This is a genomic window from Paenibacillus nanensis, from assembly GCF_003583765.1.
GTDB lineage: Bacteria > Bacillota > Bacilli > Paenibacillales > Paenibacillaceae > Pristimantibacillus > Pristimantibacillus nanensis.
This window is the reverse complement of record NZ_QXQA01000002.1, coordinates 322798-338924: the sequence shown is the minus strand read 5'-3', so window position 1 is coordinate 338924 and position 16127 is coordinate 322798. Positions and strand designations below refer to the sequence as shown.

Genomic DNA, 16127 nt, shown 5'->3' with positions numbered 1-16127 from the left:
GGGTTGCGATTTTTTGGCTTATTGGAGTTGAATTAGAGGTACACAGCTTTGCCTGTTTTGGACGACTCGTAGATCGCCTCGAGAATTTGCGAGACGACAAACGCTTGCTCCGGCGTGACGACAGGCTCCTTGTCTTGCTCGATCGCCTCAATCCACATCTTCATTTCGAGGTCGGCCGGATTGTCCTGCTTGCCATCGTAGAAGGCGACTCCGCCGGTGTTCAATTCGACTTCCTTCGTGAACAAGCGGCTGTGCTGTTCGCCGTTGATGCGAAGGCCGCCTTTCATATCGGCGCCGCCCTCGGTGCCGCAGAGCGTACATTTCGCTTCATCGACCTCCAGCGTATTAAGCGCCCAGCTGGATTCGAGGATAATGGTCGCGCCGTCCTCCATCACGATCATGCCGAACGCGGAATCCTCGACCGTAAATTTGGCGGGATCCCAGGGCCCCCAAGCGTTGGCCGCGTTCTCGCGCTGGGACAGCTTGTGATAAGCTTTACCGAGCACGACCTTCGGCTTATAGTTGTTCATCATCCACAGCGTCAGGTCAAGGGCATGCGTGCCGATGTCGATAAGCGGGCCGCCGCCTTGCTTCTCTTCGTCGAGGAATACGCCCCATGTCGGAACGGCGCGTCTGCGGATGGCGTGAGCTTTCGCCATGTAGATCTCGCCGAGCTCGCCGGCATCGCAAAGCTGCTTCAAATGCTGGCTGTCCGAACGGAAGCGGTTATTATAGCCGATCGTCAGCTTTTTGCCGGTGCGTTTGGCGGCGTCTACCATCTGCTGCGCTTCTTCCGCGGTTTTGGCCATCGGCTTTTCGCACATGACGTGCTTGCCGGCTTCGAGCGCGGCGATCGCAATGCGCGCGTGGGAATCGTTCGGCGTGCAGACATGGACGATATCGATAGACGGATCCTTCAGCACGTCGGCGTAATCCGTGTACACTTTGGCGTCAGCCGAGCCGTATTGTTTCGCCGCTTCCGCCGCCTTTTCCTCCACGATGTCGCAGAACGCGGCCATCTCGATGTTGTTCAGCTTCTTCAGGCTTGGCATATGCTTGCCATTTGCGATGCCGCCGCAGCCGATGATTGCGATTTTATAAGTTTTGGACATAGTTATTTCCTCCCAATTGGTTTGATTGGCGGTATTCGGACGGCGTCATGCCGTACCGTTTGCGGAATACCGCATGCAAATAGTTGCCGCTTGCGAATCCCGTCCTGCCGGCGATTTGTTCGATGGACGAGCTGCCGCCGCGCAGCTCCTGACAGACATGCGCGAGCCGAATATCCTCTAAAATTCGGGTGAACGTCAAGCCTTGGTGAAGCTCTTTAAACAGCCGCTGCAGCTGTCTGGGACTGAGCAGCAGCATCTCGGCCACATCCTCGAGCGTGAGGGGATGCATGAAGTTGGCGCGCATGAAGGCGATTGCCCGGTCGTAGCGGTAGCTTTTCATTTCTTTGGTCGGAAGCTGCTCGATTCCGCCTGCCGAATCGTACGCCCTGATGGCCCTCAATAAAATTTGAATGACATTTTGTTTGATCGTGATGTAGCTTCCCGAAAAGTTGGCGGCGCAAGCCTCGTACGCTTCCAGAAACCGCTGCATGGCGCCATGCAGATCCTGCACCGGATACAGCGGCAGATTCGCCAGCTTTTTGATGCAAGCTTCGGCTTCCGCGCATTCCCACGCATCCTCCTGAACAGCTTCCTCGCTCTTCCGGATATCGATATGGAGGCAGAGCTCATCCATCGCCTCTTGCGGGTGAGCTTCTTGATAATGCAGGACGCCGGGTCCCGTCAAATAAAATTGCCCCGGCTTCAGCGCGTACTCCTTATCCACAAGGATGACTTTGCCCCGGCCCTTCGGAATGAAGTGGAATTCATATTCGTCATGCTTGTGGAAAGCGATCGTCCTGCCGGGCGGGAACCGCGTCAGATGAAAACGCAGAACGCGGATATCGTAAGCGCCCCAACGGATGCGGAGGTCCAGCCTCTCCAGCGCGTCCGGCTTCTCCCGCATCGGCTCGTAATCCCCACTCGTATTCACGGACTTTCCGCCTCCTTTTCCCGCCGGATGTGTCAGCCGTCTTACGGCTGCAGCTCAGCCAAATCAATCGTCCTGCGTTCGCGATAGGAGCGGTTTGCCGCTTCCATCAGCATCGTCAGATCCTTGGCTAACCTTATGTTTTCTTCGGCGGCTGTACCGTTGTTCACATGGCCGACCCACTGCTCGAAGGCGCTCTCCCGCTGCGCCGGCATCGGGTGAATCCGCCAGCCGTCTGCGCTGTCCGCCGTCCGGATCAGCAGCTTGTTATCCGGCGTGCCGAACAGCGCGGATCCCTTCGTGCCATGCACTTCTATTGTAAACGGAGAATGCGGATTTACAAAACCAGCCTCCACGACGCCTAGAACGCCCCCTTGTCCTTGCAGCAAGGCGACGGCATTGTCCTCCACTTCCCGATCCGTCACGAACCCATACTGGGAGGTGACTGAGGAAGGCAAGCTGCCCATGAACAAGCGGGTCAAATACATCGGATGGCAGCCCAGATCGATCATGGCGCCGCCGCCGCATTGCTCAAGGCTGTAGAAATGCTCCGGCAGCCAATTCGCGACCGCCCCGTTATGCGACAGCCTGATGCGGATAAGCGTTAGATCGCCGAATACCTCATCCCGCAGCAGCTCCTGTATGGCGAGCGTGTACGGGTCATTCAGCCTTGGCAGCGAAACGGTTAATGTAACGCCAGCGGATTCGACGGCTTCCAGTATGCGATTCGCTTCGGCCAGCGTCGGGGCAATGACTTTTTCCGTGAAAATATGCTTTCCGGCCTTTGCGGCTTTCACCATAACTTCTTCATGGCGATCTGTGGGAGCGTTTACAATGACGGCGTCAACGGTATCCCCGGCTAACATGTCATCGAGCCCGGCGAAATATGGGACGCCTAATTTGTCCGCCGCAGCTTGTCCTCGGCTCGCGTCCTCGTCCCATACGGCGGCAATTTGGGTTCCGGGGTGATCCAAAGCTTGCTTCGTGTAATCCCATGCGTGAACATGCCAATAGCTGATCATGCCGATCTTCATCCTAAGCATCGCCTCTCGTTCAATATTGGAGTAAGTCTATAGATTTGTGACATCACCGTAAATTTACCACAAGTACAACCTTAATATAAGTGCGAATAAGCGACGAATAGTCTATAAAAAAACGACATAATGGCGATATGTGAGACTGCGGGGTGCGGCGGCTTATCAGCGGAACGAAACAGGATAGGATCCTTGTTTTGATTAACAAACGAATTAACTTAATTGTCTGCAATGAAGTTTTCATTGACAAGCGCGCCAAATTCGTACCATAATGGCGTTAAATAAGTTCATTACTTGATTAATCATTAATTAACTAATTAACTAATTGGAGGTTGTATTGATGACAGTTCCATATCGTTCCGAGCACCCGCGTCCGCAATGGGTAAGAGAAAGCTGGCTGAATTTGAACGGCGAATGGGAATTCGCGTTTGACGACGAACGCGAAGGGGAGAAGCTGGGGTGGCATCGCGGCGATCAAGCGCTGCCGCTGCGCATCCAGGTGCCATTCGCGTTTCAGAGCAAGCTGAGCGGCATCGGCGACCCTTCCGTTCACGACACGGTATGGTACCGGAGAGAGCTGACGGTTCCGGCGGAATACAATGGAAAGCGCATCCTTCTTCACTTCGGCGCTGTAGACTATGAGGCAAGCGTATGGGTGAACGGGCGATTAGCGGCGACGCATCAAGGCGGACATACGCCGTTTTCCGCTGATATTACGGAATTGGTGAAGGAAACCGGCAATTCCATTGTCGTGAAGGCCGTTGATTTCAGCCGGGACGTCACGCTGCCTCGGGGCAAGCAATATTGGCTGAACAATTCCGCCTCGATTTTTTACACGCGCACGACAGGAATATGGCAGACGGTCTGGCTGGAGGCGGTCGCGCCCGTCTATATCGAGAAGGTTAAAATGACGCCCGATATCGACCGGAATCAAATCGAGCTGCGCACTGCATTCAAGGGCGGCGCAGCCGGCCGGGGACTTTCGCTGAAAGTAACCGTCTCGTTCGAAGGCGAAATCGCGGCGGAGGATACGTACAGCGTCACTGGGGAGGAGGAGACGCGCACGATTCGGCTTCATGATTTCAACGATCACGGACTCGGCAGATGGTGGTCGCCGCAAAAGCCTAATTTGTACGATATCCGGTTCGAGCTGAAGGAAGGCGGCAATGTTCTGGATGACGTGACCAGCTATTTCGGCATGCGCAAAGTTTCGATCGAAGACGGCAAGCTGTGTTTGAACAACCGTCCGTTCTTCAGCAAGATGGTGCTTGATCAGGGGTATTTCCCGGACGGCAACTTGACGCCTCCGAGCGACGAGGCGATTCGCAGGGATGTTGAGCTGACGAAGGAGATGGGCTTTAACGGCGCGCGCAAGCATCAGAAGCTGGAGGACCCGCGTTACTTGTACTGGTGCGATAAGCTGGGGCTCGTCGTATGGAGCGAAGCGGCGAACGCGTACCAATTCACCGAAGGCTATGTTCAAAAGTTTACGAAGGAATGGATGGAGTCGGTCGAGCGCGATTACAATCACCCGTGCATTATCGCATGGGTGCCGCTCAACGAAAGCTGGGGCGTGCCGAACATTCAGATCGACAAGCAGCAGCAAATGCACGCGCTCGCGATGTATTGTTTGACCAAGTCGCTCGACCCGCATCGTCCCGTCGTATCCAACGACGGCTGGGAAATGGTCAAAACCGATCTGTTCAACATCCATGACTACGAATGGCGGCGCGAGGTGCTGGAGGAGCGTTACAGCTCGGCGGAAAGCGCCGTGAATGCGATGCCGGCAAACAGAAGGCTGGCGGTTGAAGGCTATCCGTACGAGGGCCAGCCGATTTTGGTGACGGAGTTCGGCGGCATCTCCTACAAGAAGAGCGAATGGGACGGCTGGGGATATTCCGGCGCTGTGGACGATGAAGATTTCGAAGTCCGGCTGCGGGCGGTCATTCAGCCTTTCCATGGCAAAGGCTGCGTCGTCCAAGGCTACTGCTATACGCAGCTTACGGACGTGGAGCAGGAAATCAACGGCCTGCTGACCTATGACCGGGTGCCGAAGCTGCCAGTCGAGCGGATTAGAGCGATCAACGAGGGCAAGTAGCAAGAGAAGGGGCTGCGAGACTGTCAATGATTTGACAGCTTCGCAGCCCCTTTGCGCGGTGAGGAAAGCATTGCTCAGCACTCAATGGTAACGACGATATCCTGCTCATAATTGCCGAACCGCTTGCCGAAGAGACTGACGCCTCCCGGATGAACGGCATCCTCGAGCGATGCGATTCGGAAACGGATTTCTTCGCCGGCGGCAATCGCGATATCCTTGACCGTAACGCCGGAGAGCCGAATCCCGTCCATAAAGGTGCCCTCGTCCGTGACCAGAAGCGTCTTCAGCAGCCCGTGCTGCGTATTGCCGGCTTCCCACCAAGGCGGCGTCAGCTTGCCGCGCGCGTTGCCGAAGTCGCCGGGCGAGGTCCAGCAGCAGACCGGCACATCGTTCAGGAAGAACGTAATGTCTGACAGCCAGTCTTCATCGTAGCCTGGCGCCTCGGAGCAGATCTCGAGCGTAATCCGAATGCTGCTGACCGGCTTTCTGCCCGTCACATAATTCGGGATCCGGTATTCCACATACCCGCTGGCAAACCAAATATGCTGGGCCGATACGTGCTCGGGCTCCGAGAAGTAACGCGGGTCGTCCCGCATGCCGATCAGCTTCGTCTCCGATGCGAGGCCGCAGGTCGGCTTCACATGGTAAGAGGTGTACTGGCCGATCGGAATCGAGCTGGTGTACCGGTTGTAAGGCTGCTCCTGCGGCTCCGAAGGTACGGCATGATCATCCCGGAATAGAAGCGAGACACGGTCCAGCTTCAAGCTGCAAATTTTTTGCGTGCCCCGTTTGCCGGAGGCGGTCTCGGATACGATAATGCCGGCTTCTTCAAGCTGGCTGACATGCTTCGTAATGATGGCCGAAGAAATGCCGAGCCGCTCCGCCATCTCTTTAATATTAAGGCTTTCCTGCTTCAGCATTTCGATCATTCGGATTCGCGTACGCGAAGCAAGCGCCTCGAATATGGGCAATTGTTGTTCGTTCACTTCCAATTCCACTGCTACCGCTCCTTTATGGTCAATCCGGTGATTGTCCGTCTTCCGTCATTATATAACCGATCCGTTAACGTAACAAGAAAAGCATTAACTAAACCTAAAAATATGTCCATAAACCCTAAAGATACGGCATTCGGGAGGAAGAAAGGACGGGATATGATGGTGCTACGGAAGACGGCGGAAGCGGCTGTCTGACGAATGACAAAGCAGGGGGATGTAACATGAAGAAAAAACCGTTTAACTGGCTGACCTTGTTCCTGATGGTCACGGCGCTGGCTGTCGTCCTGGCGGGCTGCAGCGGCGGCGGCAATTCGAACAACGGCGGCGCCGACAGCGGCACCAATAGCGGGAGCGATACGGGGAGCGGCTCGGGCGGCAAAAAGACGGAAATTTTGTTCTGGTCGCCGTTCTCCGGCGCTGACGGTCCGTTCATGAAAAAAATCGTGGACAAATACAACGGTTCCCAAGACAAATACAAAGTCAATTTCGTTATCCAGCCGAACGGCGAATATTACAAGCAGCTGGACGTCGCGCTCAGCACGGCAAAGGAAAGCCCGGACCTGGTCATCATGCACGTCGATCAAGTGCCGACTTATGTGAGCAAAGGCCAGCTGATCGCGATTGACGAGCTGGCGTCGGCGGCGGGCATCAGCAAGGCGGATTATGCGGAAGCGCCAGTCGAGTATTCCACGATCGACGGCAAGTGGTATTCGATTCCGCTTGATATTCATCCGCTCGTGATGTACTACAACAAGGATCTGTTCGAAAAGGCGGGTATTACGGAGGTTCCGACGAACCGCGAGCAATTCGACGCAGCGGTTCAGAAGCTGACGGACAAGGATGCCGGCGTATACGGCTACGTCGTGCCGACGCTTTGGCCGCAGCAATTTATTTTCCCGACGCTCGTATGGCAGAACGGCGGCGAGCTGTGGAACGGAAGCGACGTCGCTTACAATTCGCCTGAGGCGGCGGAAATGGTTGACTGGCTTCGCGGCATGATCGATAGCGGCATTTCGCCGGCCAACGTACAGCAAGACGGCGAGAATACGCTGTTCCTGCAAGGGAAAAACGCGATCCAGTTCAACGGACCATGGATGAAATCGCAGTTCGACGAAGCGGGCTTGAATTACGGCGTGGCGCCCGTTCCGCAAATCGGCAAGGCGAAGCAAGCGGTATACGCAGGCTCACATGGCTTCGCGATTCCGAAGAACGTCACCGATGAGAACGTAACGGCCGGCATCGGCGATTTCTTGAAGTACGTATCCTCGAATTCGATGGATTGGGCCGAGTCCGGGCAAGCGCTCGCTTCCAAGCCGATGCTGGAGAGCGAAGCGTTCAAGGCTTTGGAATTCCAATCGAGCGTAGCCGAAGCTTTCCCTTATGTGCAATTCGCGCCGAACGTCCTGAATTGGGGCACGATCGTCGAGCCGGTATGGGGCGAGCTGAACAATGCGCTGCTCGGCAAGAAGGATACGCAGGCGGCGCTTGACGAAGCGGTCGAAAAATCACGGCAGGCGATGAAATAAGGAACGGCGTCCTTTAAGTGAATGCGGGGAAGAGGGGAATGCTCGTCATTCCCGCTCTTCCTTTCCCGCATTTAGCGTCCGTATCCGATCCAAGCCCCGTTCATAAGGAGGAGAAGTGCCATGCGACCGAGCCTGCTCTCGCGATTTACGTCCTTTTTGTTCATTACGCCTTATTTGGCCGCGTTTTGCCTGTTTTTGCTGTTCCCGATATTGTACGGCATCTTTATTAGCCTGCATAACTTCGAGCTGCTATCCACCGAGCACGATTTTGTCGGCCTTCGCAATTATATCGATATTTTTACGCCGGGAACGTATACGAACAGCTTGTTTTTCCGGGGGTTATGGGCCACGATTCAGTTCGTGCTGTTTTCCGTCCCGCTGCTGATCGTGACGGGCCTCGGGCTTGCGCTGCTGGTTAACGCGCTTCCGCGTAAGCTGAGAAGTCTTTTTCGCACAGTATTTTTTGTGCCGTACGCGCTTTCCGCTTCGGTTATGGCCGTTATTTGGCTGATGATGTTCGATACCAACGCCGGCTTCCTGAACGGACTGCTGGCTAAGCTGAGCTTGACGGGCGTTCCTTGGTTGACCGATGTGCCTTGGGCGTGGGTGTCGCTGATCGTCACGACGCTATGGTGGACGATCGGGTTTAACATGATCATTTTCGTCAACGCGCTGAACGAGGTGCCCGACGATTATTATGAAGCCGCTTCAATTGACGGCGCAGGCGCCTGGCATAAATTTGCGCATATTACGCTGCCTTCTATAAGGCCTGTAATGCTGTTTGTCATGATTACATCGACCATCGCGTCGTTCAACATTTACGCGCAGCCCTTCCTGCTGACGCGCGGCGGGCCGGGCGACACGACGAAGGTGCTTCTTATGAACGTGCTTGACCAGGCGTTTATCCGCAAGGAGCTGGGCTCGGCGTCCGCGATGGCCATTCTGATGGCGCTGCTTATCATTATTATATCGATCGTTCAGTTTAAGCTGACGACGGGAAGAAAGGAGAACGCCTCATGAAGACGACAAAAAGCTGGCTGCTACTGCTGCTCGCCGCCGCTATCGCCGTGCTGTTCCTGCTGCCGCTCGTTTGGATGGTATCGACGTCGTTCAAAAACGACTTTGAGGCGCTCGCAGGCGGGATTCAGCTCTTCCCGAAAAAACCGACGGTCGAAAACTATGTGATGGGCCTTCAAGGCGAGCTGATGAACGTGCCGATTACGAAATGGATCGCGAACTCGTTGTCGGTCGGCGCCGCGGGCACGGTTATCGTGCTGCTGATTGATTCCATGGCCGCATACGGGCTCGCCCGGCTCCCTGATATGCCATTGCGCCGCACGATGCTGTCGCTATTTATTGCATCGCTGATGATTCCGGGAGTGCTTACTTTCCTTCCGATGTATATGGAGTTCAACGCGCTCGGCTTAATCAACACCTATCCGGCGCTTATTCTGCCCGCGACTGCCGGGGCGTTCGGGGTATTTTTGCTTTATCAGTTTTTCGCCTCGTTTCCGAAGGAAATCGAAGAAGCGGCCCGGATTGACGGCGCGAACAAATGGCAGATTTATGCCCGCGTCCTGCTGCCGTCCGCCGTCTCGATTCTGGTGACGCTCGGCATTTTCACGTTTATGGGCATCTATAACGACTTTGTCTGGCCGCTTTATGCCACAACCTCGCCGGAGATGCGGACGATCACGGCGGGCATCGCGATTATGGCGACGGGCAGCTACACGCAAAGCTACGGCAAGCTGATGGCGATGACGCTAATCGCGACGCTGCCGGTCGTTCTTGTTTTTATAGGCGGTCAGCGTTATTTCGTTAAGGCGATTACGCAATCGGCGGTGAAATGATGGAGAACGGCAAGGGGAAGACGCATTTTCGCGTTATAAGCAATAAGCGCTCGCGCGCAGCGGCACTGGGAGGTCTAGCTGCCGCAATCCTTTTAGTCGGGGTGATCATTGTTTTGATTCAGCAGTCGGGCAAGGAAACGAATTTGGAGTTGTACAATGGAATAGGCGGAACATTCAAAAACACGCTGGCGGACATCGATACGCCCGACCCGAGCATCGCATACAAGGATGGCTTCTATTATATGACGTTTACGCACAACGGCGCGGATGTGATGGTCATGAAGTCGCGCACGCTCGACTTCCGGGAAGCGGAGAGGAAGGTGGTCTGGTATCCGCCCGTCGGCACCCGGTATTCCCAAAGTATTTGGGCGCCCGAAATACAATTTGTCCGCGGCTCATGGTATATTTATTTCGCGGCGGATGACGGCGTGAACGAGAATCACCGCATGTATGCGCTGCAAGCGCTGTCAGACGATCCGATGGGCGAATACGAGTTCAAAGGCCAAGTGAAGGACGAAACCGATAAATGGGCGATTGACGGCCTGACGATGGAGCTGGACGGCAAGCTCTACTTTGTTTGGTCCGGCTGGGAGGGCGACGTCAATATCCAGCAAAATACGTACATCGCGCCCATGAGCGATCCCCTTACGATTAGCGGGCCGAGGGTGAAAATCGGCGAGCCCGACCAGGAATGGGAACGGCAGGGCGGACCGCCTTATATTCATGAAGGCCAAGCGATTCTGCAAAAGGACGGCCGCACGTTCATCGCGTATTCCGGCGCGGGCAGCTGGACGCCGTTTTACAGCATCGGAGCGCTTGCTTTAACGAAGGGCGCGGATCCGCTCGATCCGTCGTCCTGGATGAAGCTGCCCGGTCCGCTTATGACGCAAAACGATGCCGGCAGCGTATACGGTCCGGGTCATAACACGTTTGCGCCGTCGCCGGACGGGACGGAGCTGTGGAATATTTATCACGCGACTAGCAGCCCATTCGACGGCTGGAACAACCGGAAGGCGCGCGCGGCCCGCGTGGAGTGGGACGACAGCGGACTGCCGGTGCTTGGAGAGCCGGCCCCGCTGGAGGAGGCCATCGAAGCGCCATCCGGCTCAGGGCTGATACGGGCCGAGCACGGCAAAGCTGACGAAAAAGGAGGCCTGTTGTTTGCGGGCTTTTATTCGGCCGTAGACACGGAGGCGGTCATCCTGCTGCAATACCGCAATCGTTCCGGCGCGGAAGCGTCGGCGTCGCTTGCGTTCAGCGGTTCGGGCGAGACCGTTGCGGTTGCGCTGCCGGCGACAAACGGAGATGAAACGGGTTACGCGTACGGCATCGTTCCGATACGCGGCGGCCATCATCAAGAGCTTCGGGTCGAAGTGTCTGCCGCAGACGTCGAGCTCATGACTGTCGAACGCCCGAAGGCGGAAGCGGAGCACGCGGCCTTGCGGGGAAGCGCCGAGGCGCAGGACCATCCCGATTACTCAGGCGGCCGCGCCGTTTATGTGGGAGCGGGCGAAGAAGCTGCTGTAACGTTCACCAATCTCAATACCCCGAAGAGCGGCAAGTACCAGCTTCGGCTCAGCGTCGCCGGATTATCCGAGGGCGAGACTGAGCTGGAGGTTGCAGTCGGCGGAAAGACGGAGAAGGTGGCTGTGCCCGCAGGCGGCAGAGGCGTCATCCAAGTCGTTACGGTGGATGCGGAGCTGGGGAGCGGCGGCAACACCATTACAATCGGAAGCGCTTCCGCCGCTGTCATGCTCGATCGGCTGGAGATCGCTCGGGTGCCTATGCCGAAATAAATGTGGATTATCCGGAGGACTGAGGAACGATGAAGCATAAGAGGAACACCTGGAAAGTCTGGAGACCCGCTTGCTGCGCGTTGATGGCATTGCTGGTTATGACGGCATGCTCGTCCGGCAGCGAGGAGCGCGGACAGCCGGTCGCCGAGACCGGGGCCGTCACCTTGGAATTTTGGACGCCTTTCAGCGGCGGTGACAATCAATTCATGTCGGCCTTAGTCGCCGCCTTTAACCGGGAGCATCCCGGCATCGCGGTGACGCAGGTGAATTCCCGGCTGGATGATTATTACTCCAGGCTCCGGACGGCTATCCTGTCCGGAAATGCGCCGGATGTCGCGGTGCTTCATCAGACGAGTCTTCCCCAATTCGTCAAAAACGGGTATATCGAAGAAATGACGAAGCTTGCCGGCGAGGGCGGGATCGAGTGGGACGGCTTCAGCGCGCACGCGCTGAACGCCGTTACGTATGACGGCAAGCCGTATGCGGTGCCGCTCGATACGCACGCGCTGGTGCTTTATTACAATTTGGATCATTTGCAGGCGGCCGGCCTGCTTGACGATGCCGGGAAACCTATACTGGAAGAAGGAGCGGAAGGCTTCCTCCGCTTCCTCGGCAAGCTGAAGGAAGCGCTGCCCGGGAATATCGCGCCGCTGGCCGAGCCGAGCACGAGAATCGATTCGGTGTGGCTTTGGTGGAGCTTCTACAACCAGATGGACGGGGGAGGCGCGTTTTATGACGAGTCTGCTTCGAGAGCCGCAATTATGAACCCGAAAGCGCTGGAGGCGCTTGAATATGTGAAGAAGCTGTACGACAACGAGTATATTCCCCCGAACATCAACGACGCCTTCAAGCTGTTTTACGACGGAGAGGCCGCCACGCTGATTACCGGCATGTGGGGCACCGGCGCGTTCGAGAAGGCGGACGGCTTGCGCTTCGGAGCCGTCCCCGTGCCTGTCATCTTCGATAAGCCCGCCGTATGGGGCGATTCGCATACGCTGGCTTTGCCGATCCGCCATTCCTCTACGCCGGAGCAGAAGCAGGCGGCTCTCCTATTCGCGCAGTGGGTTGCGGAGCATGGAGAGCTATGGGCGGAGGCCGGACATGTGCCGTCTTGGCGGGGGAGCTCGGAGAGCGAAGCGTTCACCGGCCTTCCGTTCCGGAGCGATTACGCCAAGGCGGTAGGCGATGTCGCGTATTGGCCCCGCCATCCGAGGCAGTGGACCGTTATCGAATATTTGATCCAGGAGTTCGAGAAGATGATTTACGGGCAGCAATCGCCCGCCGAAGCGCTCGAAGCGGCGGCGAAGCGAATCGACGCGGAGCTCAGGAAGTAGGCCGGCGCATGAGACATCGACGATCCCCAATCACGTGGTTCAAAAATCAGGAGCTTGCGCGCAAGCTCATCCTGATCAACTTTTTTCTTATTGTAATACCTCTCGGCATTTTAAGTTATTTTGCATTTTCCCGGTTTGCCGCCGCGATGGAGCATAAGGTCGGCGATTTCCAGCTGCAGGCGATTAAAGGCTTAACGCTCAACCTTGACACGTACATGGAAGAGCTGGACAGACTTACGCTGATGCCGTACCAGTACGAAGAGATCATCCGGTTCCTGGAAAGCGACCGGAGAGGCGAGGGGGATAATCCGCTGAGCCTGGAGGAGATCAAAGCGCTGAACAATTTTGTGACGCAGGTGTTCTTGAACGGCAGGGTCGATATTATGGGCGTGTCTCTATTCGGCGAAAAAGGAGCGTCGTATGTCGTGCTGCCGGAAAGCCAATACGTGACGACCTACTCCTTGGACGAAAACGCGGAATGGCTGAAGCGCCAGCAGGGCGGCAGCGGCCAGTCCGTGTTCGTGGCGACGCACGAGATCAGCTCCACAAGCGGCGCTACCTACCAAGCGTTCTCTATCGCCAGGGAGCTTCGCAGCTTCGACAGCGGCAAAAAGCTTGGTTATATCGTGATTGACGTCGACCCGAGCGTCATTCGCGGCATTTTGTCGCAGGTCAGCCTGGGCAGCCGCGAGCATATCTACATCGCGGATTGGAATAACCGGCTTGTCGCGGGCAAGACGGACGCCGAGCCGGCTGAACTTGCGGGGGCGCTGCCATCATCCGGCGAGATGCCCTCTCAGGGGGTCAGCCACGCGGTCGTAGACGGGGAGCGGCAGCTTGTCGCCTATGTCACATCGCCGATTACCAATTGGACGACGGTCGGCATCGTGCCGGCGAAGGAGCTGATGAAGGACGCGGAAGGGATCAGGCAGTCCATCCTATTGTTCGGAGCGGCTTGCGTCGGCATCGCGATGCTGGCGTCGGTCTTCCTGGCTTACCGGATGACCCGTCCGCTTCGAACGCTGATTACGCTCATGCGCAAAGTGGAGCGGGGAGACCTGAAGGTTTCATTCCCGGTGCGGCACTGGGATGAAATCGGCAGGCTCGGCAAGGCGTTTAATACGATGGTGTCCAACTTAAGCCAGCTCGGGTACTTGCTCTACGAGACGGAAATCCGGGAGAAGGACGCGCAAATCGCCGCGCTTCAAAGTAAAATCAATCCGCATTTCCTGTACAACACGCTCGGTTCGATCAGTATGTACGCGGAGATGGACGGCAACCGCGACGTCGTGCGGATGACGAACAATTTAAGCCGGCTGCTTCGTTACAGCTTGAGCAGCCACAAGGAGCTTGTCACGCTTGAGGAAGAGCTGGAGCATGTGAAGGGCTATATGACCATTCAACAAATGCGCTACGAAGAACGGCTTGATTTCCGATTATCCGTCCATGAATCGGTTCGCGGCTGCATGGTCATTCCGCTCATGATACAGCCGATAGTCGAAAACGCCATCAACCACGGGATTGACAAAGGGGCGGGCAGCGGAATGATTGCGGTCGAGTGCGAGCGCAGGGAGCAGACGCTTGTCATTACGATTGAGGATGACGGTATCGGCTTGTCCGATGAGCAGCTGCAGCATTTGCGCAAACGGCTCCTCTTTTCTAAGGATACGGGAGGCCGGTCAGGCAACGGCTTGCTGAACGTTCACCGCCGAATTGTGCTGCACTTCGGCCCGGCTTACGGGTTAAGGCTGGAGAGCATGCCGTATAGAGGCTTAAAAGCGATCATCGAGCTGCCGGCGATTGCGGCAGAAGGGATATTGAAGGGGGAGAAACATGCCTAATATTCTCATCGTAGACGACGAATCCATTTACCGGCGAGGCCTGCGCAAGCTGATCGGCGAGCTCGACGACGAGTGGCAGGTCGTGGGGGAGGCGAAGGACGGTTACGACGCTTTTTCGCAGCTGGAGAAGCTGAAGCCGGACGCCATGCTGACGGATATCCGGATGCCGCGCATGGACGGCATTCAGCTTCAGCAGCTGGCTAGAAAGCGGTTCCCCGAAATCGAATGCGTCGTGATCAGCGGCTACGACGATTTCTCTTACGTCCAGCAGTCCATGCGCCAAGGAGCTCGGGATTACATGATGAAGCCGATCGAGAAAGAAGAGCTGGCGAAGGTGCTCGCGATGATGAAGGAAAGGCTGAAGGAACGCTCCGGCGCGCAGCTTAAGCGGTCAAGGGAGGCGAATGAGATTACCCAGCATGCCGCCGAGCATGTGTTGAAGGAGCTGATGAGAGGGACGGCTTCGGGCAACGATATCCGGCTGCTCGAGACCATGAACATTGCGTTTTCGCATCCGGCATTCGTCTGCATGGTCGTGAAGCTGGACAAAAGCTCCGTCGGCAGCGAGCGTTATCAGCAGGCTGATCCGTTTCTATTCCAGCTATATATCAAGCAGGTGGCGCAGGAGGTGGTGGGCCGCAAGGGAATGGGCTACGCTGTCGTCATGTCCGAGACGGAGGTTGCGGCGCTGCTCAATGTTCCGGATGCGGACGGCGCCATGCAGGAAGCTTTGGAGCTCGCCGATTCCGTGCGCCGCGGCATCTCCTCTTTGTCTCGCATAACCGTGTCGATCGGCGTTGGAAGACCGAAGAAGGGTTATCCGGGCATCGCGCAGTCGTATGGGGAGGCGGAGGTCGCGCTGCTTTACCGGCTCATCCAAGGCGGAGACCGGGTGCTGCCATACCCTGAGACGGGCCATCGCTCAGGAAGCGGCGCCGATGCCGCCGATCAGGCATGGCAGCAGCTTGAATCGGCGGTAAGCGAAGGACGGCGCGTCTTGATCGCCGATCTGGCGAAGGCATACGTCGAGCAGCTGTGCCGTCATGCGGATACGCCGGAGACCGTGTATCAGCGTATTTGCAAGCTGCTTATTCACTATTACGAATGGGCCTCCCAAGCTGGCGTGACGGCGGAATGGCTCGGGGCCAAAGATATGAAGAGCGTGCTGCAGCATGTCTGCTCGTTGTCATCCCGGGAAGAGCTGGAGGAAACGTTAGGCAAGCTGCTGCTCTCGTTAACCGATTGCTTGACGGAACGAAGCGTTAAAGGCTCAGCCGACCCCATCCGCCGGGCGGAGCGGTATATGGAGCAGCGCTACGCCGAGGCGCTGTCGCTGAAGGATGTGGCGGAGCATGTCTACTTGAACGCCGCCTATTTCAGCGCCCTGTTCAAACAGAAAACGGGCAAATCGTTTGTAGAGCGGCTGACCGAAATCCGGATCGCCGAAGCGAAGCGTCTCCTGCTCGGGACGGACCAGAAGCTGGCCGTCATTTCGGAGGCGACGGGATTCTCGAGCATCCGCCACTTTAACCGGGTGTTCAAAGCGGCGGCGGGCATGTCGCCGACCGAATTTCGAGAGAAGCGCCGTAACGGGTAACGCGCCTTATGCGCGC

At 56.7% G+C, this 16127-nt stretch carries 12 protein-coding genes; 8 read left to right on the top strand and 4 right to left on the bottom strand.

The window, feature by feature from the left end; all coding sequences use genetic code 11:
* Nucleotides 1-32 precede the first annotated feature (32 nt).
* The 3 genes from D3P08_RS04775 to D3P08_RS04765 are packed head-to-tail and all read right to left on the bottom strand — an operon-like array spanning nucleotide 33 to nucleotide 3074.
* On the bottom strand, nucleotides 33-1112 hold the full coding sequence (locus tag D3P08_RS04775; protein ID WP_119598298.1) for a Gfo/Idh/MocA family protein: 1080 nt from the start codon (nucleotides 1110-1112) through the stop codon (nucleotides 33-35).
* Nucleotides 1096-2043 (bottom strand): AraC family transcriptional regulator, encoded by a 948-nt coding sequence (locus tag D3P08_RS04770; protein ID WP_240647299.1) that lies wholly within the window; start codon nucleotides 2041-2043, stop codon nucleotides 1096-1098. Before D3P08_RS04770 ends, D3P08_RS04775 begins: the two co-directional genes overlap by 17 nt.
* Before the next feature lie 41 nt (nucleotides 2044-2084).
* Nucleotides 2085-3074, bottom strand: a complete 990-nt coding sequence (locus D3P08_RS04765; RefSeq protein ID WP_119598297.1) for a Gfo/Idh/MocA family protein — start codon at nucleotides 3072-3074, stop codon at nucleotides 2085-2087.
* Nucleotides 3075-3414: 340 nt separating this feature from the next.
* On the opposite strand from D3P08_RS04765, the gene D3P08_RS04760 reads away from it, so the two are divergent.
* On the top strand, nucleotides 3415-5172 hold the full coding sequence (locus D3P08_RS04760) for a glycoside hydrolase family 2 protein (RefSeq protein WP_119598296.1): 1758 nt from the start codon (nucleotides 3415-3417) through the stop codon (nucleotides 5170-5172).
* A 74-nt stretch (nucleotides 5173-5246) separates the two neighbouring features.
* Here D3P08_RS04760 and D3P08_RS04755 read toward each other — a convergent pair whose 3' ends face one another.
* Entirely contained in the window at nucleotides 5247-6170 is a 924-nt protein-coding gene (locus tag D3P08_RS04755; protein WP_119598295.1) for an ArsR/SmtB family transcription factor, read from the bottom strand.
* 218 nt (nucleotides 6171-6388) lie between these two features.
* Between D3P08_RS04755 and D3P08_RS04750 the strand changes: the two genes are divergently transcribed.
* From D3P08_RS04750 to D3P08_RS04720, 7 genes are all read left to right on the top strand, one after another.
* Nucleotides 6389-7693 carry an ABC transporter substrate-binding protein gene (locus tag D3P08_RS04750; RefSeq protein WP_119598294.1) on the top strand — a complete coding sequence of 435 codons (1305 nt, stop codon included), beginning with the start codon at nucleotides 6389-6391 and terminating at the stop codon, nucleotides 7691-7693.
* 120 nt (nucleotides 7694-7813) lie between these two features.
* On the top strand, nucleotides 7814-8713 hold the full coding sequence (locus D3P08_RS04745; RefSeq protein ID WP_119598293.1) for a carbohydrate ABC transporter permease: 900 nt from the start codon (nucleotides 7814-7816) through the stop codon (nucleotides 8711-8713).
* On the top strand, nucleotides 8710-9543 hold the full coding sequence (locus D3P08_RS04740) for a carbohydrate ABC transporter permease (protein ID WP_119598292.1): 834 nt from the start codon (nucleotides 8710-8712) through the stop codon (nucleotides 9541-9543). Before D3P08_RS04745 ends, D3P08_RS04740 begins: the two co-directional genes overlap by 4 nt.
* Nucleotides 9543-11339, top strand: coding sequence for a family 43 glycosylhydrolase (locus D3P08_RS04735; protein ID WP_119598291.1), 1797 nt, complete (start codon nucleotides 9543-9545; stop codon nucleotides 11337-11339). The genes D3P08_RS04740 and D3P08_RS04735 overlap by 1 nt, the downstream gene beginning before the upstream one ends.
* Nucleotides 11340-11368: 29 nt before the next feature.
* Nucleotides 11369-12673 carry an ABC transporter substrate-binding protein gene (locus D3P08_RS04730; RefSeq protein ID WP_119598290.1) on the top strand — a complete coding sequence of 435 codons (1305 nt, stop codon included), beginning with the start codon at nucleotides 11369-11371 and terminating at the stop codon, nucleotides 12671-12673.
* Between the two features lie 8 nt (nucleotides 12674-12681).
* Nucleotides 12682-14514 (top strand): cache domain-containing sensor histidine kinase, encoded by a 1833-nt coding sequence (locus D3P08_RS04725; RefSeq protein ID WP_119598289.1) that lies wholly within the window; start codon nucleotides 12682-12684, stop codon nucleotides 14512-14514.
* On the top strand, nucleotides 14507-16111 hold the full coding sequence (locus D3P08_RS04720; protein WP_119598288.1) for a response regulator: 1605 nt from the start codon (nucleotides 14507-14509) through the stop codon (nucleotides 16109-16111). Before D3P08_RS04725 ends, D3P08_RS04720 begins: the two co-directional genes overlap by 8 nt.
* Nucleotides 16112-16127 lie beyond the last annotated feature (16 nt).